The following is a 22,365-nucleotide window of genomic DNA, read 5'->3' as shown; positions in this document are numbered from 1 at the left end:
GCATAGGGATGCGTTAACGCGCAACAAATACCCTTTGGGGATAGTGTATAATTGAACGTTTCAGACCTGCATTCATAAAGGGATTTTGTTACCCTGACGCAGATCACGCCTCTCATTCAGAGCGGTCAATGCGTTTATGGAAGACACTATATGAGTGAAAACGACACTATCCCAAAGCAGTCCAAAAGCCAGATTAACAAAGCGGTATTTTACACATCTGCTTTGTTAATTTTCCTTCTTGTCGCCTTTGCCGCGATTTTCCCTGACGTTGCCGATAAAAACTTTAAGCTACTGCAACAGCAAATATTCACCAACGCCAGCTGGTTTTACATTCTTGCCGTCGCGCTGATTTTAATGAGCGTGACGTTCCTCGGCTTGTCCCGCTACGGCGATATTAAACTCGGGCCCGACCACTCCCAGCCTGACTTCAGCTACCACTCGTGGTTCGCCATGCTGTTCTCGGCGGGGATGGGGATCGGCCTGATGTTCTTCGGCGTGGCGGAGCCGGTCATGCACTACCTTTCCCCGCCGGTGGGGACACCTGAAACGGTCGCTGCGGCCAAAGAGGCCATGCGGCTGACATTCTTCCACTGGGGGCTGCACGCCTGGGCTATCTACGCCATCGTTGCGTTGATTCTGGCGTTCTTCAGCTACCGCCACGGCCTGCCTTTGACGCTTCGTTCGGCGCTTTATCCGATTATCGGGGACCGTATTTACGGCCCGCTAGGTCATGCGGTGGATATCTTCGCGGTAATCGGCACCGTATTTGGCGTGGCGACCTCGTTAGGTTACGGCGTTTTACAGGTCAATGCCGGGCTGAACCACCTTTTTGGCGTGCCCATCAACGATACCGTGCAGGTGATCCTGATCGTCCTGATTACCGGGCTGGCGACCATTTCTGTGGTGTCCGGTCTGGACAAAGGCATTCGCATTTTATCAGAGCTCAATCTGGGGCTGGCGGTACTGCTGCTGGTGCTGGTGTTGTGCCTGGGGCCAACCGTACTCCTGCTGAAATCCTTTGTGGAAAATACCGGCGGATACCTGTCCGAGCTGGTGAGCAAGACGTTTAACCTGTACGCTTATGAACCGAAATCCAGCAACTGGCTGGGAGGCTGGACGCTGCTGTACTGGGGCTGGTGGCTGTCCTGGTCGCCGTTTGTCGGGATGTTCATTGCCCGTGTGTCCCGCGGCAGAACCATCCGCGAGTTCGTGACCGGCGTGCTGTTTGTCCCGGCGGGCTTTACCCTGATGTGGATGACGGTGTTCGGCAATAGCGCCATTTACCTCATCATGAACAAGGGAGCGTCCGATCTGGCGAATACCGTCCAGCAGGACGTGGCGCTGGCGCTGTTTAATTTCCTTGAGCATTTCCCGTTCTCTTCCGTGCTGTCATTTATCGCCATGGCGATGGTTATTGTCTTCTTTGTAACCTCCGCTGACTCCGGGGCGATGGTGGTGGATACCCTCGCGTCCGGCGGCGAGGCCAATACACCCGTCTGGCAGCGCATCTTCTGGGCCGCGCTGATGGGCGTAGTCGCTATCGCGCTGCTGCTCGCGGGCGGACTGAGTGCGCTGCAAACCGTGACTATCGCCAGCGCGCTACCGTTCTCGATGATCCTGCTGGTCTCAATCTATGGGTTGCTGAAGGCGCTCCGACGCGATTTGACCAAACGCGAGAGCCTGAGTATGGCCACGATCGCGCCGACAGCGGCCCGTAACCCCATTCCGTGGCAGCGCAGACTGCGTAACATCGCCTACTTACCTAAACGCTCCCTGGTGAAACGCTTTATGGAAGAGGTGATCAAACCGGCCATGGTGCTGGTGCAGGATGAACTGAATAAGCAGGGAACGCAGAGCCATATCAGCGACGCGTCGGACGATCGTATTCGCCTTGAGGTGGATTTAGGCAATGAGCTGAATTTCATTTATGAAGTCAGGCTGCGTGGCTATAACTCGCCGACCTTCGCGCTAGCGGCCATGGAGAATGATGAGAATCAGGCAGAACAGCACCGGTACTATCGGGCAGAAATCTACCTCAAGGAAGGTGGGCAAAATTACGATGTGATGGGCTGGAACCAGGAGCAGTTAATTAACGATATTCTGGACCAGTATGAAAAACATCTGCACTTCCTGCACCTGGTGCGTTAATCAGCCAGCCCCTGAAGCATTCGCTTCAGGGGCGTAATTTAATACGCCTCCGGCAGCGGACGGTCTATCGACACCAGCTTTCCGCGCTTCATGGTGATATAGCCCCCGGCTTTAAGATCCGCCAGCACGCGAAAGACATGCGTTCGCGACAGGTTAGTGCGCTTGATGATAAACAGCGCCAGACCCTCATTCTCGCCCGTGTGGGTTTCCTGCCGATAAAGATAGCGATAGAGCATGGGTTTAATGGTCTGGTAGCTGGTGACCTGCCTGCGTTCGTTATGCAGGTCGATGGTGAATATCGACATGTAGGTCAGTATGGTGGCCAGCGCCTGCATGCGCTCAGGCCCACCCTGGAAAAATATCTGGTCGAAGTCGGCCCAGGATATTCTCACCAGTTTCACCCTGGCACTGCTGCGATATTCATACTTCGCCAGTGGACAATACCTTTCCATTAACCCGATCGGCATACACTCAATAGTATTGCCAATATTCAGCCCATCATCAGGCATTAATATCGTCAGCGACCCTTCAGTACAGAAATAAATATAGCCAGGTTCAACGGTGAGTTTTTTATTTGCGGCAACGGTTAAGACCTCGCCTTCACAAAGCATTTGCGGAAAAAATTGCCCAATATTGAGTTGCTGATAATAGGTATGGATATCCTGAAAATTCACGCTAAGCCTCTCCCCGCAACGTCTGCTATGGTAGCGAGTATAGCAGCAATAGCCCACGGATTACGAATCGATAAATAACCAGTCCCATATGGGACTATGAAGGGAAGGTATTCTGGTTAGAATGGTCCTCAATGAGTTCGCATTAAAATTATCCGCCACAATTAAATATCGCTGGCGGCGCAATTAATCTATGAGGCCATTTAATGAAATTAACGATAATCGCTAAACATCTGGCGCTGGCCGGTGTGTTGACGTCGCTGTCGCTTTCCGCGTTTGCGGAAGTACAGCCGCAGGATGCCACTCCTACAACCCAGCAGGCTAATAACGCCCTGTATAACAAATTACCGTTTGCCGATAAAACCGACTTTGAAAATGCCCATAAAGGCTTTATCGCCCCGCTGCCGCAAAACATGATCAAAGGCGAGCAGGGGAACGTTATCTGGAACCCGGCGAAATATGATTTCGTCAAAGAGGGTGAAAAAGCCCCGGATACGGTAAACCCGAGCCTGTGGCGTCAGTCACAGCTGATCAACATTGGCGGGCTGTTTAAGGTCACCGACGGCGTGTATCAGATCCGTAATCTCGATCTCTCCAACATGACCATCATTGAGGGCGAGAAGGGCATTACCGTTATCGACCCGCTGTTAAGCGCTGAACCGGCGAAAGAAGCGCTGGATCTCTACTATGCAAACCGCGGCAAGAAACCGGTCGTCGCTGTGGTGATCACCCACAGCCACGTTGACCACTATGGCGGCCTGCGCGGCGTGGTTGACGAAGCTGACGTCAAGTCTGGCAAAGTGAAAATCTACGCGCCGGATGGCTTTATGAAAGAGGCGGTTTCCGAAAACATTATGGCCGGAAACGCGATGAGCCGCCGTGCGAGCTATATGTACGGCAACCTGCTGAAGCCGGATGCAAAAGGCCAGGTGGGTGCAGGCCTTGGCACCACCACCTCTGCGGGTACTGTCACCCTCATCCCGCCGACCGACTACATTACCCATACCGGTCAGGAAGAAGTGATCGACGGTTTGACCTACGACTTTATGATGGCGCCGGGTTCAGAAGCTCCGTCGGAGATGCTGTGGTACGTCAAAGAGAAGAAAATGATCGAGGCCGCAGAGGACGTGACCCATACTCTGCACAATACCTACTCCCTGCGCGGCGCGAAAATCCGCGACCCGCTGGCCTGGTCTAAGTACATTAACGCCGCCATTGAGCGCTGGGGCGCGGACGCGGAAGTGATTATTGCGCAGCACCACTGGCCGACCTGGGGTAACGAGAATATCGTCAAGCTGATGAAAGGCCAGCGCGATATGTACCGCTACATCAACGACCAGACCCTGCGTATGGCCAACAAAGGCCTGACTCGCGATGAGATCGCCGCAGAATTTAAGCTGCCGGAATCGCTCGAGAAACAGTGGGCAAGCCGCGGTTACTACGGCTCCGTTAGCCACGACGTCAAAGCCACTTACGTGTTTTATCTCGGCTGGTTCGACGGCAACCCGGCAACCCTCGACGAGCTGCCGCCTGAACAGGCTGCGAAGAAGTTCGTGCAGTACATGGGCGGCGCTGATGCCATCATGCAGAAAGCCAAAGCGGATTATCAGCAGGGTAATTACCGTTGGGTTGCTCAGGTGGTCAGCAAAGTGGTCTTTGCCGATCCTAACAACCAGGCTGCCCGTAATCTGGAAGCCGACGCGCTTGAGCAGTTAGGTTACCAGGCGGAAGCGGGCACCTGGCGTAACTTCTACCTGACCGGCGCGCAAGAACTGCGTAATGGCGTGAAGAAGCTGCCGACGCCGAACACCGCCAGCCCGGATACCGTGCGAGCGATGACCCCGGAAATGTTCTTCGACTACCTGGGTGTGCACATCAACGGGGTGCGGGCCGGTAACGCGAAGGCGGTCTTCAATGTCGATCTCGGTAAGGATGGCGGCAAATACAAGCTGGAGCTGGAAAACGGCGTGCTGAACCATACCGCCAACGCGCAGGCGAAGGATGCCGACGCAACTATCGCGTTTGATCGCACCACGCTGAACAACATCATCCTTAAGAAAGAGACGCTGAAGCAGGCGATGGATAAAGGTGACGTGAAGGTGAGCGGAAACGGGGCGAAGCTGGAAGAGATGCTGAGCTACATGGACAAATTTGACTTCTGGTTCAATATCGTAACGCCATAAGTTCAGGTTTCATCCACATAATCCTGGCGCCTTAGAAATAAGGCGCCATTTTTTTATTCACGCATCGCCAGCGCGCTGGCACTTGCCGGATCGAACAGCGAAATACTCTCGATCTGATCAAGCATGATCACCTTACGGAAATCCATAGCGCTTTTTGGCTCTGAGTCGAGCGTAACCTCATGCTCGGCGTACCATTTGCTGTAGTTGTGCTCAATACACAGCTGCATGTTCTCCCCGTCGCGGTAGCCGCTCAGCATCGGGATAAGCACGATATTGGCGGTTTTTTCATACTCCAGCGTGGCGGTATGGATCATGCCAATATAAATCCGCCGCGACTTCAGCGTGACGTGCGCAAGTTCACCTTCCTCCATGCACTGATAGAGCAGTTGTTCAATCCCGCTCGATTGCGCCAGCCGCTTGTAGAGCTTTTTCCGGCCTTCGCCGTCCAGCCGCGCGCTGCCGGCCCAGTTAGAACGATAGAGACAAAACAGGATCGCAAAGGCCAGCATCACCACGACCGGAGCCTGAATCCCTAAAAAGCTCCAGTTCATAAAATCAATTTGCCAGTCGGCGTATTTTGCGGACGTGAAATGGAACGTGTTGTCGGCGGCCGAGAGGGCGAACAACAGCAGCCAGAGCAGGCCGGTGGCGATCACGCCCTGTAAAACGAAAATGCAGCCATACAGCGCCACAAGGAAATAGACATCCCAGCCGAATGAACGCTTAATTTTGAACCGTGTTGAGAGATCGCGGCTGGTGTACCAGTAGCCGCATACCATCAATACCATGAATATTGCCGTTCCCATTTCAGGCCCTCTTCAGCGCGTTGACATGGCGCAGAAAGTCCTGCCGAACCTCGTTACTTTTGTAGTTAACCGAGGCGTTTCCATCCTGATCGATGATGATGCGGTCGCCATCCTCTACGGCTTCGATAATTTCCTGGTGACTCATAACCTGCAACAAGGATTCCGGGCTGGAAAAGAGCGCCATCAGTAAATTTTTCATCGCGTGACATCCTTATGAATTAAAAGGATAAGTCTGGAAGATAAATGGCACCTTTGCCTTAAGGTTATCCCTAAAAAATAACGGCACGGCGGTGAGAATCTGCTTTTGACTCAAATTGGCACCTCAGGGAAAGTTTTTAAAATACTGAATTAAAAGAGGTATAAAAAATATATCTGCACAAACTTGGACAAATAACGCTAATTGTGTAAGTTTTAATTATGCGATTTCGCTACGTTGTTTACAGCCAGGATGTGACCCATGAGCACGTTGCCGCCCGTCATCAGTCGATTCGTTGATTATTACGCCACGCTGGATACCCAGCCACCTTCGGCTCTGGCAAAGATTTATCGCGCCGATGCCACGCTTATCGATCCCTTTGGCGAACACAGCGGGTTGTTCGCGATTCAGCGCTATTTCACTCACCTGCTGGCTAACGTCCAGCGGTGCCGCTTTACCGTCGATGCACCGTTGCAGCAGGGCGATCGCTTTGTTGTTACCTGGATGATGCACTGGTCGCACCCGCGTATTGCCCGGGGGGCAATGCGCCAGCTGCCGGGCTGCTCTGTGGTAGACATGCGCGACGATCGCATTGTTCGCCAGCGGGATTACTACGATGCCGGAGAGATGATTTACGAACATCTTCCGGTGCTCGGCTGGGCCGTACGCGGCGTGAAGCGGAGAGTGAAATCATGAAAACGGTTCTGATCACCGGCGCAAGCTCGGGCATCGGGGCCGGGCTGGCGAAATCTTTTGCCGACGATGGCTACCGGGTGATTGCCTGCGGGCGCGATGCGCAACGTCTGGCAGCCGTGCATCAGCACAGCCCCAACATTACGGTGCGCCTGTTCGATATGACAGACAGGGACGCCTGTCGCCAGGCGCTGGCGGACTGTGCTGCCGACACGGTGATTCTTTGCGCCGGAACCTGCGAGTATCTCGATCGCGGCGAGGTGGATGCCGCGTTGGTGGCGCGGGTCATGACCACCAATTTCATGGGGCCGGTAAACTGCCTTGCGGCGTTGCAGCCGCAGCTGATATCCGGCAACCGCGTGGTGCTGATCAGTTCGATGGCGCACTGGCTTCACTTCCCGCGAGCCGAAGCCTATGGCGCCTCTAAAGTGGCGTTAACCTGGTTTGCCGACACGCTGCGCCTCGACTGGGAGCCGAAAGGGATCGCCGTCACGGTCGTTTCACCTGGTTTTGTCGACACGCCGCTGACCCGAAAAAATGATTTCCCGATGCCGGGCCGGGTCAGCGTGGAGGACGCCGTCCATGCCATTCGTCGCGGTCTGGCAAAAGGGAAGGATCATATCGCGTTTCCCGCCGGGTTTAGCCTGGCGCTGCGCCTGCTCTCCGGTCTGCCCGATATACTTCAGCGCGCACTGCTGCGCAGGATGGTGCGACCATGAAGATCGCGATTATCGGCAGCGGTATCGCCGGGTTAACCTGTGCCTGGCGGCTCGCCGGACATCATCAGGTCACGCTGTTTGAAGCGCAGGCTACGCCGGGCGGGCATACCGCAACGGTGGATGTCGACACGCCGCAGGGCAACTTTGCCATCGACACCGGTTTTATTGTCTACAACGACCGCACCTATCCGCGCTTCATGGGGCTGCTGAGCGAACTGGGCATCAGCGGGCAAAAAACGCAGATGAGTTTTTCGGTACATAACCCGCAGAGCGGGCTGGAGTACAACGGCCACACGCTGACGTCGCTGTTCGCCCAGCGTCGTAATCTGTTAAACCCTGCCTTCTGGACGCTGCTGAAGGAGATCGTGCGCTTTAACCGGCTGGCGAAACAGACGCTCCGGGGTGACGTCAGCGAGTCCGCCACGCTGGAGACGTTCCTGCACCAGCACCGCTTCACGCCTTTTTTTGCCCGTCACTACATTCTGCCAATGGGGGCGGCTATCTGGTCATCCTCGCTACAGGAGATGAAACGCTTCCCGCTGCCGCTCTTTTTACGCTTTTTCGAGAACCACGGTCTGCTGGACATTACCCATCGTCCGCAGTGGTACGTGGTGCCGGGCGGCTCCCGGGAGTACATCCGCGCGATGATGGACAAGCTTGGCGATCGCCTGACGCTGCACCTCAATGCGCCGGTGCAGCAGGTTATTCGCCACGTTCGCGGGGTTGATATAACGCGTGAGGGCGTAACAGATAACTTTGATCAGGTGATCTTCGCCTGCCACTCCGCTCAGGCGCTGGCGATGCTCGCCAGCCCAACGCAGGCTGAACGTGAGGTGCTGGGTGATATCGGCTGGCAGCGTAACGAGGTGGTGCTTCACAGCGATCCGCGCTGGCTGCCGGTGCGCAAGCGCGCGTGGGCGAGCTGGAACTACCGCCTCAGCGAGCAGGATCGGGCCAGCGCCTGCGTCACCTACAACATGAATATCTTGCAGGGACTGCCGCCGGGTAGCCCGCTGTTTTGCGTCACCCTCAACCCGGAAACGCCGGTGGAAGAACGCTATGTGCTGCGCCGCTTTGTCTATGAGCATCCGCTTTTTAACCCGCAAAGCTGGCAAGCCCAGGCCCGACGCGGAGAAATAAACGGTCGCCAGCGGAGCTGGTTCTGCGGCGCGTACTGGTACAACGGCTTCCACGAAGATGGGGTACGCAGTGCGCTGGATGTGGTAAACGCCATCGCGGCCGGGGAGGGCAACTGAGATGAACAGCTGCCTTTACCACGGCACATTGCGCCATCGCCGTCTTTCGCCAAAAGCGCACCACTTTACCTATAGCGTCTTTATGGCCTGGCTCGATCTCGATGAGCTGGACGCGCTGCCCTCCGTCGGTGTGCGCCGTAACCGCGTTGCGCCCGCGGCATTTTATGATGCGGACTACCCGCTGGGCACGCCGCTCAAAGAGTGCGTCCTTGAGCGTCTGGAAAATCTGATCGGCGAACGCCCGGCGGGGCGGGTCATGCTTCTAACCCAACTGCGTTATTTTGGCTTTCATTTTAACCCGGTCAATTTTTACTACTGCTATGACAGGGAAGACACCCTGCGCTGGGTTCTCGCCGAAGTCCGCAACACGCCGTGGAATGAACGACACTACTACGCGGTAGCGGGGCGGGACGCCCCGCCGACGGAAAAAGCGTTTCACGTCTCGCCCTTTAATCCGATGGACATGGTCTACCACTGGCGCTTCAACAGTCCGGCCAGCACGCTGCGCATGCATATCGAAAACCATCAGGAGACGAAGGTGTTTGATGCCACTCTGACGCTGCGCCGGGAGCCGCTGACGCGCGCAGCGCTGCGGTCGCTGCTGGCGCGGATCCCGTTGATGACCCTCAAAACCGTTTTCGCCATTTACTGGCAGGCGCTCAGGCTGTGGCTGAAGCGCGTGCCGCTGCATAACCATCCCCTAAGCAGGAGTGAACGCTCATGACCGATCCCGTCTTTGCGCTTGAACCCGATATCCCGCGCAACGTCCGCGTCGCGCGATGGCTGCTTTTTCGCCTGCTGAACGGGCTGCGCGGCGGCTCGCTGACGCTGCGTGAAGGCGCGCAGACATTCCAGTTCGGCGATGCCTCCACCGCGCTTCACGCTGAGGTGCAGGTACTCGCGCCGGGCGTCTACTGGCGCATTCTAACCGGGGGCAGCCTCGCCGCGGCACAAGCGTGGATGGATGGCGACTGGGAGACGGCCCACCTGACGCCGCTGCTGGAGCTGATAGCGCGCAATAGCCAGATCCTCGGGGAACTGGAAAAAGGGTTTCGCCTGCTCGGGAAACCGGTAGAGCGGCTACGGCACTGGATGCGGCGCAACTCCCGCGCGCAGGCACGGGAAAATATTGCCGCCCATTACGATTTGGGCAACACCTTTTACGCCCATTTCCTTGATGAACAACTCCTTTACTCCAGCGCGCTGTTTACCGGGGAAGAGCAGGATCTGGCAGCGGCTCAGCAGGCAAAAATGGCCAGGCTGTGCGACCAACTGGCGCTCACCGCAAACGATCATCTGCTTGAGATTGGTACCGGCTGGGGGGCGATGGCGGAATATGCCGCCCGTCATTATGGCTGCCGGGTAACAACTACCACGCTATCGCAGGAGCAGTACCAGTGGGCCACCGCGCGGATCGCGCGGGCAGGTTTACAGGATCGCGTTGAGGTGCTGCTCTGTGACTACCGCGATCTGACCGGAGTGTACGATAAGCTGGTGTCGGTTGAGATGATTGAAGCCGTCGGCCAACGCTACCTGCCAACGTTTTTCCGCACCTGCCAGGCGCGTCTGCGTCCGGGCGGGCGGATGGCGATTCAGGCCATCACCATTCAGGATCAGCGCTATCGCGACTACAGCAAAAGCGTCGATTTTATTCAGCGCTACATCTTCCCCGGCGGCTTTTTGCCCAGCATCACCGCCATGAATGAACTGATGACCCGCCATACCGATTTTGTCGTGCGTAACCTCTTCGATATGGGGCCGGACTACGCCCGCACGCTGGCGCACTGGCGTCAGCGCTTCGTTCACGCCTGGCAGGAGATTGAAAAGCTCGGATTTGATGACCGTTTCCGTAGGATGTGGCTGTACTACCTCGGCTACTGTGAAGCCGGGTTTAACGCCCGCACCATCAGCGTGGTGCAACTGACTGCGGAACGCGTATGAAGCGCTACGGGCAGGTCTTTCTGCTGGCCATCGGGTTTGATCTCTACTGGACGCTGGTGGTGCTGTTTCGCGAGCAGGGGCTGGTCATCTGGATCGCGCTGGCGCTGATTGCCTGGCTGTTGTTACCGCCATCACACCGGGTATACGCCCTTGTGCTGGCGGCGTCGGGCGCGATGCTGGACGCCCTCTGGGCGCTGACGGGGCTGATTTCATTCACTGGCACGTCTCTGATGCCGCTATGGATGGTGGCGCTGTGGCTGATGTTTGCCACCGTCTGGACGCAACTGACCCGCACGACCACCTTGCCGGGCTGGCTGCTGACGGCGCTGGCGACCCTGGGGGGGCCGCTGGCCTACCTGTTTGGCGAGCGTCTGGGGGCCATCACGTTCCTGGAGCCGACTTTTATCGTCGTCAGCTGGATGATCCCGGGCTGGCTGGTGCTGATGCTGTTTTTCCACCTGCTGATGGGGAGACAACAATGAGACATCTGTTACTCGCGCTCGCGCTTACCGTTATGGCCTATAACGCGCAGGCGACTGACTGGCTGAGCTGGCGCAAGGTAGGCGATGCCACCCTCACCTGGGGGCCGTTTACCGTTTATACCTCTCAACTGCTGACGCCCGACGGCAGCTATACGGGAACAGACAGCGATAACGCGCTGATTATCACTTATGCCCGGGATATCGATGGCGACGACCTGGTCGAGGCGACCCGTGACCAGTGGCAGGCGCAGGGCATTTTGCAGCAGGAGCCGCAGAGTGAAGCCTGGCTGCGGATGCTAAAAGCGCTCTGGCCCGACGTCACGCCCGGCACGCAGCTCGCGTTTGTGGTTAATAACGGTCAGGGGCAATTCTGGTATCGCCCCACGGCTTTGCAGAAAAAATTTACGCCCCTCGGGCCGCGCCAGTCGGCAGCGTTTAGCTCGCGCTTTCTGGCGATCTGGCTCGATCCCCGCACCGAGTATCCTGAACTGCGTCAGCAGTTAATCGGAGGACCACAATGAAACGATTCCTGTTAATGGCGCTTACACTGACAATGCTGGTGGCCGGGTGCAGCACAGAAGTGACCGAGTATCGTCAGCAGCAGCCAAGGCTTGATATTTTCCACTACTTCCAGGGCAAAACCGAGGCGTGGGGGATGGTGCAGGACCGCAGCGGTAAGCAGATCCGCCGTTTTCACGTCGAGATCGCCGGAGATGTTATCGGCGATACGCTGACGCTGAACGAGCATTTTGTCTATGACGACGGCGAGAAGCAAAAGCGCGTCTGGCATATCCGCCGCATTGGCCACGATCGTTACGAAGGCACGGCGGGTGACATAGAAGGTGTCGCGACAGGTCAGGTTTCGGGCAACGCCCTTAACTGGCGCTACAGCATGAACGTGAAGGCGGACGGCAAAACCTGGTTGCTGCACTTTGATGACTGGATGTATTTGCAGGACAGCACCCGCCTATTCAATAAAACCGAGATGAAGAAATTTGGCGTCACCGTCGCCACGGTGACGCTGTTCTTTACCCGCAAAGAGGGCGGTTAATCCTCTTCGGGCTGAGGTTTACTGCTTGAGTAGATGAAGAAGAGCGCGATACTCAGGCAGACCACGGCCCCGAAACGGCTCGCTGAAAACGGAATGGCTTCATTGTTCAGCCAGCCGAAGTTATCAATCAGCATGCTCATGGCCAGCTGACCCAGGATCACCGCTACCGTGGCAACGGCGGTGCCGATACGTTGCACCGCGAGCACCATAATCACTATATAGGGCACGCCGCACAGGGCGCCCAGAAGCTGCCACTTGGGCACATCCATCAAGCTGACCGCCTGTTTCGGCTCAAAAAAGAAGATGAGCAGGGCGGTTACCAGCGCGCCGACGGAAAAGGTCAGAAACGCGCTTTTGAATACCCCCACGCTGCTGCCTAATTGCCCGTTAATGGCAGCCTGAATGCTCAGCGTCGCGCCGCCAATCACCGCCAGAATAATCATAATCACTGTCATAACGTTACCCCTGAGCCACGAGAATGAGCGCGGCGATGATAAATCCCAGCGCAATAATGCGTTTTGTATCGATCCTGCGGTGCGGCGTACCCAGCAGGCCATAGTGGTCAATAATCAGGCTTTTAAAGACCTGGCCTGCCAGAATGCCGATCATCGTCATAGCAATACCGATCGCTGGCGTGGCAATGGTGAGAATGATGACGTAGACCGGGCCGAGCACGCCGCCCAGCAGGTGCCATGACGGCTGCGCAAAAAATGAGGGACTGTTGCGGGGGCTGAAAAACAGCATCAGCAGAAACGTCAGCCCGGTTCCCACGCTAAATATGCTGAACGCCGCCCACAGGTCGCCCACCTCCGCGCCCAGCGGCCCCAGCAGCCCGGCTTCCACGGACAGCCCCATGCCGCCGGCAATCACCAGTAAAATTAAAATAATGTGCATAACGCTTTTTCTCCTTTTTCCAGGCGGAGAAGATTACGTCTGAACATCATTGAGAAAAATGCCATAATGCAGGAAACACCTGTGCAGGAAATGCATTAATGATGGATGCCGGACATATCAGCATTCGCGCGCTGCTGATCTTCATCGACGTTTATGAAACGCAGAATTTTTCCGTGGTGGCGAGGCGGGAAGGAATTTCTGCGTCGCAGGTTTCCCGCATGATCCACCAGCTTGAGGACGCCCTCGGGCAACAGCTTTTCTACCGCAACACGCGGGCGATTATGCCCACAGAGAGCGGGCATCTTTTTGTGCGCTATGCCCGGGCGATGGCCGGAAATCTGGAGGATGCGCGACGCGAGCTGGATGAACGCGCCTGCGAGCCGTCGGGCACGCTGCGTATCAATGGCCCGGTCTTTTTCGGACAACGGCACATCGCGCCGGGCCTGCCGGGGCTTCTGGCGCGTTATCCTCGTCTCTCCATTGAACTGACCCTCACCGACGATTTTATCGATCCGCACCGCGACGCCGCGGACGTTATCTTCCGCATCGGCGTGCTGACGGACTCCTCGTTTCACGCCCGGGTGTTCGGTCAGCAGTTCTACCATCTGGCGGCCTCGCCGGACTATCTGCAAAAACATGGCGCACCCGAGGGGCCGGACGATCTCAGCCGTCACCACTGTCTGGTTTACCGCGGCTCGTCCGGGCCTAACCGCTGGCTAATCCGGCAGCCGGGCGAGGCGTGGGTTCACTATCCCATCGTACCGCTGATGACTTCCAATAACGCGGAAACGCTCCTGATTGCGGCGCTGGGCGGCATGGGCGTTGTGCTATTCCCGGACTGGATGGTGAGCGAACGGCTCAAAAGCGGTGAGCTGGTGGCACTGCTGCCGGAAATGGAGTGTTCTATTAATACGGAGCCACTGACGATTGCGGCGATTTACCCGAACGCGCGTCATCCGCCCCTGAACGTCAGGGCGGTGATTGACTACTATATAGAGCGGTTCGGTACGCCGCTGTACTGGCAAACCTGAAGGTTAGCGGGCAAGCTCGCGACGGATAATGTCAGCCCCGGCGCTTAATGCCTTCAGCTTACCGTTGGCGACCTGGCGGGAAAGGGGAGCCATGCCGCAGTTGGTGGACGGATAGAGCTTGTCTGCATCCACAAACTGCAACGCCTTGCGCAGCGTATCGGCAACCTCTTCCGGCGTTTCGATGATCTGGGTGGCAACATCAATTGCCCCGACCATCACTTTTTTACCGCGGATCAGCTCCAGTAGATCCATCGGCACGCGCGAGTTGTGGCACTCCAGCGAGATGATATCGATCTTTGAGGTCTGCAACTTTGGAAACGCCTCTTCATACTGGCGCCACTCGGAGCCGAGCGTTTTTTTCCAGTCCGTATTGGCTTTGATGCCGTACCCGTAGCAGATATGTACTGCGGTTTCGCATTTCAGCCCTTCAATGGCGCGCTCCAGCGCGGCGATGCCCCAGTCATTCACTTCGTCGAAAAAGACGTTAAAGGCAGGTTCGTCGAACTGAATAATGTCAACGCCGGCCGCTTCCAGCTCGCGGGCTTCCTGATTGAGAATTTTTGCGAACTCCCAGGCCAGCTTTTCGCGGCTTTTATAGTGAGCATCGTATAGCGTGTCGATCATGGTCATCGGGCCGGGCAGCGCCCACTTGATCGGCTTGTCCGTCAGCTGGCGAAGGTATTTCGCGTCGTCTACAAACACCGGTTTCTGGCGCGCCACCGCGTCTACCACGGTCGGCACGCTGGCATCGTAACGGTTACGGATCCGCACCGTCTGACGATTTTCAAAATCCACGCCGCTGAGATGTTCAATAAAGGTGGTGACGAAATGCTGGCGGGTTTGTTCCCCGTCGCTGACGATATCAATCCCGGCGCGAATCTGTTCATCCAGAGACAAACGCAGCGCATCCTGTTTCCCTGCCAGTAATTCCTCATCCTGGAGTTTCCACGGCGACCAGAGCGTTTCCGGCTGCGCAAGCCAGGTGGGTTTCGGCAGGCTGCCAGCCGTCGATGTCGGGAGCAATGTTTTCATAAGAAGAACCTTTTATTCGTATTAAATTAAAGCGTGAAGTGATGAGACCACTGCTCAAGAAGGGTTTTATAGGGTTTGATGAACCGCTCTTCGGTATATTTACCCTGTTCAATGGCCAGCCGGCTGCGCTCTTCACGGTCATAGACGATTTTTGTTAATGAGTGATCCTGCTGATTCAGGTCGGGCTGATAGCACTGTCCCGCAGCGGAATTGGCATTGTAAATTTCTGGTCGATAGATCTTCTGGAACGTCTCCATGGTGCTGATGGTGCCGATCAGTTCCAGATTGGTGTAATCACGCAGTAAATCGCCGGTGAAGAAGAAGGCAAATGGCGCGACGCTGTTTTCCGGCATGAAATAGCGAACCTTGAGGCCCATCTTCGCGAAGTACTGTTCCGTTAGCGACTCGCCGTCCGGCTGGTACTCATACCCCAGCACCGGGTGGTGGTTACCGGTACGACGATAGGTGTCTTTGCTGGAGACGCTCAGGCAGATCACCGGCGCTTTTTTAAAGTTCGCCTGATATTCCGCAGAATGAATGAAGCTTTTAAAGATATTGCCGTGCAGCTCGCCAAAATTCTCGGGGAGGGTAAAACGGGGCTGATCTTTATTATGTTCCAGCAGCAGGACGCTGAAATCATAGTCACGAACATAGGATGAGAAGTTATTCCCGACGATGCCTTCGATGCGCTCGTGGGTCTTTTTATCCACAATCGTCGTTTGCAGAATTTCGATGGCCGGGAAAGTAAAATCGCCGCCAATATTCATATCGACTGAAATAATCTCCAGCTCGACGGCATAGCGGTCGGCTTTCGGGTTATCCCAGCTCGCCAGCGCGTTAAAGCGGTTGTTGATCATCATCAGCGTATTGCGCAGGTTCTCCTGACGCTTCTCGCCACGCGCCAGGTTGGCGAAGTTGGTGGTGGTGCGCGTGTTTTCTGACGGGTTATAATTTTCATCAAAGCAACTGCGCTTAAGGGTAAATGTGAAAGCCTGACTCATTTGGTTATGCATCCTAAGTTCATGTTGCCTAAACGTTATCGATGCATAATTTATGCCTGAGCCACTGGCGCAGGGGAAGTGACTTAATTTCACTGCGTCATGAGGGTTCTTCATGAACTGCGCGATTCAGGTATAATCCCCCGACATTTCCAACCGGTTTAAACGATCATGACAAAACTCACCCTACAAGAGCAGATGCTGAAAGCGGGCTTAGTCAGCAGTAAAAAGATGGCGAAGGTTCAGCGCACGGCGAAAAAATCCCGCGTCCAGGCTCGCGAGGCGAGAGAGGCTGTTGAAGAGAACAAGAAAGCCCAGCTGGAGCGTGATAAGCAGCTGAGCGAACAGCAAAAACAGGCGGTGCTGGCAAAAGAGTTCAGGGCGCAGGTGAAGCAGCTGATTGAGATGAACCGCATCACCGTGGCGAAGGGCAACATTACCTTTAACTTTACCGATGGCAGCCTGATCAAAAAAATCGACGTCGATAAGCAGACGCAAACCCAGCTGATCAACGGTCGTCTGGCGATTGCCCGACTGGTGATTAACGCGAATGGCGACTGTGATTACGCGATTATCCCGGCGGTGGTGGCGGATAAAATTGCCCAGCGCGATGCGGACAGCATTGTGCTAAACAGCGCGCTGAGTCAGGAAGAGCAGGACGAAGACGATCCGTACGCAGACTTCAAAATCCCTGACGATTTAATGTGGTAAACCTCGTTCAGAATGGCGCGGCGTGACGGGCATTCATGGTCTCGCCGCTCAGCGGATGCATAAAACTCAGAACGCTTGCATGCAGCATCAGCCGGGGCGTTTCTTCCGCCCCCGGCCATTCCAGACCCCCATACAGATCGCACCCCAAAATAGGGTGGCCTAACTGCTGGCAGTGAATGCGCAGCTGGTGGGTGCGCCCGGTCTCCGGGGTAAGCTCAACCCGCGTCAACGGCATTGTCGTATCCTGGTAAATACGTTCCATCACCCGATAGCGGGAGCGAGCGGGCTTACCAGTGCGCGCACAGATCGTCATCAGCGGAAACAGCGCCGGATCTTTGGCAATCGGGGCATCCACGGTCCCTTCGTCCTGTTCCACATGTCCGCACAACAGGGCGGTGTAAACCTTGGTCACGGCGCGCTGGCTGAACTGGTGGCAAAGCGCGGCGTTAATCGCTTTGTTACGTGCAATCACCATCAGGCCCGAAGTGCCAAAATCAAGACGATGCACCAGCGTGCAGCCGGGAAAGGTTTGCACCAGACGGTGGTGGACGGAATCGCGGTTTTGCGGATTTTTCCCGGACAGGCTGAGCAGACCAGAGGGTTTGTTGATCAGCAGCAGATGCTCGTCCTGCCAGAGGATCTCAATGTCGTCGTGACAGGGTGGTGCAATAAACGTATCGATTATGACAGACATCAGGCCGCCGGGCTGGAGAGTGGGTGCGGATGATAACGAAATACGGGGGAAAGAAAAACCCTCCCACCGGGCGGTGAGAGGGGGAAAATTTAGGCTGCGACCAGGCTGTCGATAGCGGCTTTCGCGTCGGTCTGCGCTTTGGTGGCTACTTCCGGGCCGTAAGCGATACCTTCAGCGAACACGAAGTTCACGTCGGTAATGCCGATGAAGCCCAGGAACAGCGTCATGTACGGTGCGACCAGATCGGTCGGGGTATCTTTGTGAATACCGCCGCGGCTGGTCAGGACGATAGCGCGTTTACCTTTCACCAGACCTTCCGGGCCGTTCTCGGTGTAACGGAAGGTTACGCCAGCGCGCGCCACCAGGTCGAAGTAGTTCTTCAGCTGCGTAGGAATGTTGAAGTTATACATTGGGGCGTTGATCACGATAACGTCGTGCGCCTGCAACTCAGCAATCAGCTCGTCGGAGAGCGCCAGGGCTTCCTGCTGACGCGGGGTAAGAGGCGCATCGCTCGGACGCAGCGCGCCAACCAGCTCGCCGTCCAGCACAGGAATTGGGTTTGCCGCCAGGTCACGCACGGTGATTTCATCCGCGCTGTGCTGTTCACGCCACTGTTCAACGAAATAGTCAGACAGCTGACCAGACTGTGAATACCCTGCCAGAATACTGGATTTCAACACTAATACTTTGCTCATGGGAAATTCCTGTTTTGTATTTGATTGAGGGGGTTGCCCCGTTGCTTGTTGACACTTTATTCACAATCCTGCCACAGGGATAGCGCAATATATCGAAGCCTATGTTCGAATTTTTTGAATAAGGCGCGAAAAGCGCTGATGTGGTACTCTATAGCAATCATTAAAAAGAGATTTTATCCGGCAGTGCACTGCCCGTTAACGCTATGACAGAACAACAGAAATTATCCTTCCCGATGCTGATGCAACAGCTTGATTCGCTGATGCTGCGCGATAAACAGCGGTTTGCGCGCCGTCTGCACGGCGTTAAGAAGGTTAAAAATCCTGATGCACAACAGGCCATTTACCAGGAGATGGCCAAAGAGATTGAACAGGCGGCAGGGAAAGTTGTGCTGCGTGAAGCCGCACGCCCGGAGATTACCTATCCGGAAAACCTGCCCGTCAGCCAGAAAAAACAGGACATTCTTGAGGCCGTGCGCGATCACCAGGTGGTGATCGTCGCGGGGGAAACCGGTTCAGGTAAAACCACTCAGCTGCCGAAGATCTGCATGGAATTAGGCCGCGGGGTGAAAGGTTTGATCGGTCACACCCAGCCGCGTCGTCTGGCGGCGCGCACCGTGGCGAACCGTATTGCTGACGAGCTGCAAACGGAGCCGGGCGGCTGCATCGGCTACAAGGTGCGATTCAGCGACCACGTCAGCGATAACACCATGGTTAAGCTGATGACCGACGGTATCCTGCTGGCGGAAATCCAGCAGGATCGTCTGCTGATGCAGTACGACACCATCATTATCGATGAAGCGCACGAGCGTAGCCTGAACATTGACTTCCTGCTCGGCTACCTGAAAGAGCTGCTGCCCCGGCGTCCGGATCTGAAAATCATCATCACCTCCGCGACCATCGACCCGGAGCGCTTCTCAAAACATTTCAATAATGCGCCGATCATTGAAGTCTCAGGCCGAACCTACCCGGTTGAAGTGCGCTATCGCCCGATTGTTGAAGAGGCGGACGATACCGAGCGCGACCAGCTTCAGGCCATCTTCGATGCCGTCGACGAGCTGGGCACCGAGAGTTCTGGCGACATTCTGATCTTCATGAGCGGCGAGCGTGAGATCCGCGATACCGCCGATGCGCTCAGCAAGCGCGATCTGCGCCATACCGAGATCCTGCCGCTGTACGCGCGCCTGTCCAACAGCGAGCAGAACCGCGTGTTCCAGCCGCACAGCGGGCGCCGCATCGTGCTGGCGACCAACGTGGCCGAAACCTCGCTGACCGTACCGGGCATTAAATACGTGATCGACCCGGGTACGGCGCGCATCAGCCGCTACAGCTACAGAACCAAAGTTCAGCGTCTGCCGATCGAGCCGGTTTCGCAGGCGTCAGCTAATCAGCGTAAGGGCCGCTGCGGCCGCGTGTCGGAAGGGATCTGTATTCGTCTCTATTCGGAAGACGATTTCCTGTCGCGCCCGGAGTTTACCGATCCGGAGATCCTGCGAACCAACCTGGCATCCGTTATCCTGCAAATGACCGCGCTGGGGCTGGGCGATATCGCCGCCTTCCCGTTTGTGGAAGCGCCGGATAAGCGCAATATTCAGGACGGGGTTCGGCTGCTGGAAGAGCTGGGGGCCATTACTACCGACGAGCAGGCGACGGCCTACAAGCTAACGCCGTTGGGCCGCCAGCTTAGCCAGCTGCCGGTCGACCCGCGTCTGGCGCGCATGGTGCTGGAGGCGCAAAAGCACGGCTGCGTGCGCGAGGCGATGATCATCACCTCGGCACTCTCCATTCAGGATCCGCGCGAGCGTCCGATGGACAAACAGCAGGCGTCGGATGAAAAACACCGTCGCTTCCACGATAAAGAGTCCGATTTCCTCGCATTCGTCAACCTGTGGAACTACCTCGGCGAGCAGCAAAAAGCGCTCTCTTCGAATCAGTTCCGCCGTCAGTGCCGGGTGGATTTCCTGAACTACCTGCGCGTGCGCGAGTGGCAGGATATCTACACCCAACTGCGCCAGGTGGTGAAAGAGCTTGGCATCCCGGTGAACAGTGAACCGGCGGAGTACCGCGAAATTCATATCGCCCTGCTGACCGGCCTGCTGTCTCATATCGGGATGAAGGATGCGGATAAACAGGAATTTACCGGCGCACGCAACGCGCGTTTCTCCATCTTCCCGGGCTCCGGTTTGTTCAAGAAGCCGCCGAAGTGGACCATGGTCGCCGAGCTGGTGGAAACCAGCCGTCTGTGGGGGCGAATTGCCGCACGCATCGATCCTGAGTGGGTTGAACCGGTGGCGCAGCACCTGCTGAAACGCTCGTACAGTGAGCCGCACTGGGAGCGCGGGCAGGGCGCGGTGATGGCGACGGAAAAAGTCACCGTTTACGGCCTGCCGGTGGTTGCAGCGCGTAAGGTTAACTACAGCCAGATTGACCCGGCGCTGAGTCGCGAGCTGTTTATCCGCCATGCGCTGGTGGAAGGCGACTGGCAGACGCGCCATGCGTTCTTCCGCGAAAACCTCAAGCTGCGCGCCGAGGTGGAAGAGCTTGAGCACAAGTCCCGCCGTCGCGACATTCTGGTGGACGACGAGACGCTGTTTGAGTTTTACGACCAGCGCATCAGCCACGATGTGATCTCGGCGCGCCATTTCGACAGCTGGTGGAAGAAAGCCAGCAAAGAGACCCCGGACCTGCTCAACTTTGAAAAGAGCATGCTGATCAAAGAGGGCGCGGAGTCGGTCAGCAAGCTCGACTACCCGAACTTCTGGCATCAGGGCAACCTGAAGCTGCGTCTGACCTATCAGTTTGAGCCGGGCGCGGATGCCGATGGCGTGACGGTGCACATTCCGCTGCCGCTGTTAAACCAGGTGGATGAGAGCGGGTTTGAGTGGCAAATTCCCGGCCTGCGCCGCGAACTGGTCATTGCATTAATCAAATCCCTGCCTAAACCAGTGCGGCGCAACTTTGTACCGGCGCCGAACTACGCCGAAGCGTTTTTAGGCCGCGTCACGCCGCTGGAACTGCCGCTGCTGGACGCACTGGAGCGTGAGTTCCGACGCATGACCGGGACCACCATTGACCGCGACGACTGGAACTGGGATCAGGTGCCCGATCACCTGAAAATCACATTCCGCGTGGTGGACGATAAAAACAAAAAGCTGCTCGAAGGCCGTTCTCTGACGGAGCTGAAAGAAGCGCTGAAAGGTAAAGTCCAGGAGACGCTCTCTGCGGTGGCCGATGACGGTATTGAGCAGAGCGGGCTGCACATCTGGAGCTTTGGTCAGCTTCCGGAAAGCTATGAGCAGAAGCGCGGGAACTACAAGGTGAAAGCCTGGCCCGCGCTGGTGGATGAGCGCGACAGCGTGGCGATTAAGCTCTTTGACAATCCGCAGGAGCAACAGCAGATGATGTGGCGCGGGCTGCGTCGCCTGCTGCTGCTTAACATCCCGTCGCCGATTAAGTATCTGCACGAGAAGCTGCCGAACAAAGCCAAGCTGGGGCTCTACTTTAACCCGTACGGTAAGGTGCTGGATCTGATCGACGACTGCATCTCCTGCGGTGTGGACAAACTGATCCACGAGGCGGGCGGTCCGGTCTGGACGGAAGAGGGCTTTGCTCAGCTTCATGAAAAGGTGCGCGCGGAGCTGAACGACACCGTGGTAGAGATTGCGAAACAGGTCGAGCAGATCCTCACCGCCGTGTTCAATATCAACAAGCGCCTGAAGGGGCGGGTGGATATGACCATGGCCCTGGGTCTGTCGGACGTGAAGGCGCAGATGGCGGGGCTGGTGTATCGCGGCTTTGTCACCGGCAACGGCTTTAAGCGTCTGGGTGATACGCTGCGTTATTTGCAGGCGATTGAGAAGCGTCTGGAGAAAATGGCGGTCGATCCGCATCGCGATCGAGCGCAGATGCTGAAAGTCGAAAACGTGCAGCAGGCGTGGCAGCAGTGGCTCAACAAACTGCCGCCAGCGCGTCGCGATGATGACGATGTGCGGGAGATCCGCTGGATGATCGAGGAGCTGCGCGTCAGCTTCTTCGCCCAGCAGCTCGGTACGCCGTATCCCATTTCGGATAAGCGTATCTTGCAGGCGATGGAGCAGATCTCCGGCTAAAACCATTGCCCGGTGGCGCTGCGCTTACCGGGCCTACGGGAGAACATGTAGGCCGGGT

Annotated in this window: 22 protein-coding genes; 13 read left to right on the top strand and 9 right to left on the bottom strand. The window is 56.5% G+C overall.

From position 1 onward, the window contains the following. Window positions 1-150 precede the first annotated feature (150 nt). A complete protein-coding gene (gene betT, locus C3451_RS00895) occupies window positions 151-2,148 on the top strand; it encodes a choline BCCT transporter BetT (RefSeq protein WP_045622286.1) in 1,998 nt (665 codons plus the stop codon). 38 nt (window positions 2,149-2,186) lie between these two features. On the opposite strand, the gene C3451_RS00890 is transcribed toward betT, so the two are convergent. Next, a complete protein-coding gene (locus C3451_RS00890) occupies window positions 2,187-2,822 on the bottom strand; it encodes a helix-turn-helix domain-containing protein (RefSeq protein ID WP_045622284.1) in 636 nt (211 codons plus the stop codon). Window positions 2,823-3,025: 203 nt separating this feature from the next. On the opposite strand from C3451_RS00890, the gene C3451_RS00885 reads away from it, so the two are divergent. Further along, window positions 3,026-5,002 (top strand): alkyl sulfatase dimerization domain-containing protein, encoded by a 1,977-nt coding sequence (locus C3451_RS00885; protein WP_045622282.1) that lies wholly within the window; start codon window positions 3,026-3,028, stop codon window positions 5,000-5,002. Window positions 5,003-5,055: 53 nt separating this feature from the next. On the opposite strand, the gene C3451_RS00880 is transcribed toward C3451_RS00885, so the two are convergent. Together C3451_RS00880 and C3451_RS00875 are read right to left on the bottom strand one after the other, a co-directional pair. Continuing rightward, complete coding sequence (locus C3451_RS00880; RefSeq protein ID WP_022648034.1) at window positions 5,056-5,808, bottom strand: hypothetical protein; 753 nt, start codon at window positions 5,806-5,808, stop codon at window positions 5,056-5,058. Between the two features lies 1 nt (window position 5,809). After that, a complete protein-coding gene (locus C3451_RS00875; RefSeq protein WP_022648035.1) occupies window positions 5,810-6,007 on the bottom strand; it encodes a hypothetical protein in 198 nt (65 codons plus the stop codon). A 258-nt stretch (window positions 6,008-6,265) separates the two neighbouring features. Here C3451_RS00875 and C3451_RS00870 point away from each other — a divergent pair, with 258 nt between their 5' ends. From C3451_RS00870 to C3451_RS00835, 8 genes are read left to right on the top strand one after another with little or no spacing between them, the layout of a single operon-like run. Continuing rightward, window positions 6,266-6,700, top strand: coding sequence for a nuclear transport factor 2 family protein (locus C3451_RS00870; RefSeq protein WP_045622281.1), 435 nt, complete (start codon window positions 6,266-6,268; stop codon window positions 6,698-6,700). Further along, window positions 6,697-7,416, top strand: a complete 720-nt coding sequence (locus C3451_RS00865; protein ID WP_045622279.1) for an SDR family NAD(P)-dependent oxidoreductase — start codon at window positions 6,697-6,699, stop codon at window positions 7,414-7,416. The genes C3451_RS00870 and C3451_RS00865 overlap by 4 nt, the downstream gene beginning before the upstream one ends. Next, on the top strand, window positions 7,413-8,672 hold the full coding sequence (locus C3451_RS00860) for an FAD-dependent oxidoreductase (RefSeq protein WP_045622278.1): 1,260 nt from the start codon (window positions 7,413-7,415) through the stop codon (window positions 8,670-8,672). The genes C3451_RS00865 and C3451_RS00860 overlap by 4 nt, the downstream gene beginning before the upstream one ends. Window position 8,673: 1 nt before the next feature. Then, entirely contained in the window at window positions 8,674-9,396 is a 723-nt protein-coding gene (locus C3451_RS00855; RefSeq protein ID WP_045309111.1) for a DUF1365 domain-containing protein, read from the top strand. Beyond that, window positions 9,393-10,613 carry a cyclopropane-fatty-acyl-phospholipid synthase family protein gene (locus C3451_RS00850; RefSeq protein WP_045622276.1) on the top strand — a complete coding sequence of 407 codons (1,221 nt, stop codon included), beginning with the start codon at window positions 9,393-9,395 and terminating at the stop codon, window positions 10,611-10,613. Before C3451_RS00855 ends, C3451_RS00850 begins: the two co-directional genes overlap by 4 nt. Further along, window positions 10,610-11,095 carry a DUF2878 domain-containing protein gene (locus C3451_RS00845; protein ID WP_023300043.1) on the top strand — a complete coding sequence of 162 codons (486 nt, stop codon included), beginning with the start codon at window positions 10,610-10,612 and terminating at the stop codon, window positions 11,093-11,095. Before C3451_RS00850 ends, C3451_RS00845 begins: the two co-directional genes overlap by 4 nt. Further along, on the top strand, window positions 11,092-11,616 hold the full coding sequence (locus tag C3451_RS00840; RefSeq protein WP_045622274.1) for a hypothetical protein: 525 nt from the start codon (window positions 11,092-11,094) through the stop codon (window positions 11,614-11,616). Before C3451_RS00845 ends, C3451_RS00840 begins: the two co-directional genes overlap by 4 nt. Then, window positions 11,613-12,146 (top strand): DUF3833 domain-containing protein, encoded by a 534-nt coding sequence (locus C3451_RS00835; RefSeq protein WP_023300045.1) that lies wholly within the window; start codon window positions 11,613-11,615, stop codon window positions 12,144-12,146. The genes C3451_RS00840 and C3451_RS00835 overlap by 4 nt, the downstream gene beginning before the upstream one ends. Here the strand turns inward: C3451_RS00835 and C3451_RS00830 are convergent. Continuing rightward, entirely contained in the window at window positions 12,143-12,601 is a 459-nt protein-coding gene (locus C3451_RS00830) for a DMT family transporter (RefSeq protein WP_022648044.1), read from the bottom strand. The genes C3451_RS00835 and C3451_RS00830 overlap by 4 nt on opposite strands. A 4-nt stretch (window positions 12,602-12,605) precedes the next feature. Beyond that, window positions 12,606-13,040, bottom strand: a complete 435-nt coding sequence (locus C3451_RS00825) for a DMT family transporter (RefSeq protein WP_003857304.1) — start codon at window positions 13,038-13,040, stop codon at window positions 12,606-12,608. Between the two features lie 98 nt (window positions 13,041-13,138). Between C3451_RS00825 and C3451_RS00820 the strand changes: the two genes are divergently transcribed. Further along, window positions 13,139-14,071, top strand: a complete 933-nt coding sequence (locus tag C3451_RS00820; protein ID WP_022648045.1) for a LysR family transcriptional regulator — start codon at window positions 13,139-13,141, stop codon at window positions 14,069-14,071. A 3-nt stretch (window positions 14,072-14,074) separates the two neighbouring features. On the opposite strand, the gene C3451_RS00815 is transcribed toward C3451_RS00820, so the two are convergent. Together C3451_RS00815 and C3451_RS00810 are read right to left on the bottom strand one after the other, a co-directional pair. After that, window positions 14,075-15,103 (bottom strand): methionine synthase, encoded by a 1,029-nt coding sequence (locus tag C3451_RS00815; RefSeq protein ID WP_045622272.1) that lies wholly within the window; start codon window positions 15,101-15,103, stop codon window positions 14,075-14,077. Window positions 15,104-15,129: 26 nt separating this feature from the next. Then, the gene (locus C3451_RS00810; protein ID WP_022648047.1) at window positions 15,130-16,104 is read right to left on the bottom strand and encodes a DUF1852 domain-containing protein; all 975 of its coding nucleotides are present in this window, start codon (window positions 16,102-16,104) and stop codon (window positions 15,130-15,132) included. A gap of 168 nt (window positions 16,105-16,272) precedes the next feature. On the opposite strand from C3451_RS00810, the gene C3451_RS00805 reads away from it, so the two are divergent. Beyond that, the gene (locus C3451_RS00805) at window positions 16,273-16,812 is read left to right on the top strand and encodes a DUF2058 domain-containing protein (protein ID WP_022648048.1); all 540 of its coding nucleotides are present in this window, start codon (window positions 16,273-16,275) and stop codon (window positions 16,810-16,812) included. Window positions 16,813-16,819: 7 nt separating this feature from the next. Here the strand turns inward: C3451_RS00805 and C3451_RS00800 are convergent, their stop codons facing one another. Together C3451_RS00800 and azoR are read right to left on the bottom strand one after the other, a co-directional pair. Continuing rightward, a complete protein-coding gene (locus C3451_RS00800) occupies window positions 16,820-17,506 on the bottom strand; it encodes an RluA family pseudouridine synthase (RefSeq protein WP_038416018.1) in 687 nt (228 codons plus the stop codon). An 89-nt stretch (window positions 17,507-17,595) separates the two neighbouring features. Further along, window positions 17,596-18,201: an FMN-dependent NADH-azoreductase gene (gene azoR, locus C3451_RS00795; RefSeq protein WP_045622270.1), complete on the bottom strand. Its 606-nt coding sequence runs from the start codon at window positions 18,199-18,201 to the stop codon at window positions 17,596-17,598. Window positions 18,202-18,404: 203 nt separating this feature from the next. Between azoR and hrpA the strand changes: the two genes are divergently transcribed. Continuing rightward, a complete protein-coding gene (hrpA, locus tag C3451_RS00790) occupies window positions 18,405-22,307 on the top strand; it encodes an ATP-dependent RNA helicase HrpA (protein ID WP_045622269.1) in 3,903 nt (1,300 codons plus the stop codon). The last annotated feature ends 58 nt before the right edge of the window (window positions 22,308-22,365 follow it).

Source organism: Enterobacter sp. 301B (assembly GCF_003850715.1).
Taxonomy (GTDB): Bacteria; Pseudomonadota; Gammaproteobacteria; order Enterobacterales; family Enterobacteriaceae; genus Enterobacter; species Enterobacter intestinihominis.
This window is presented reverse-complemented; position numbering and strand designations above follow the sequence as displayed.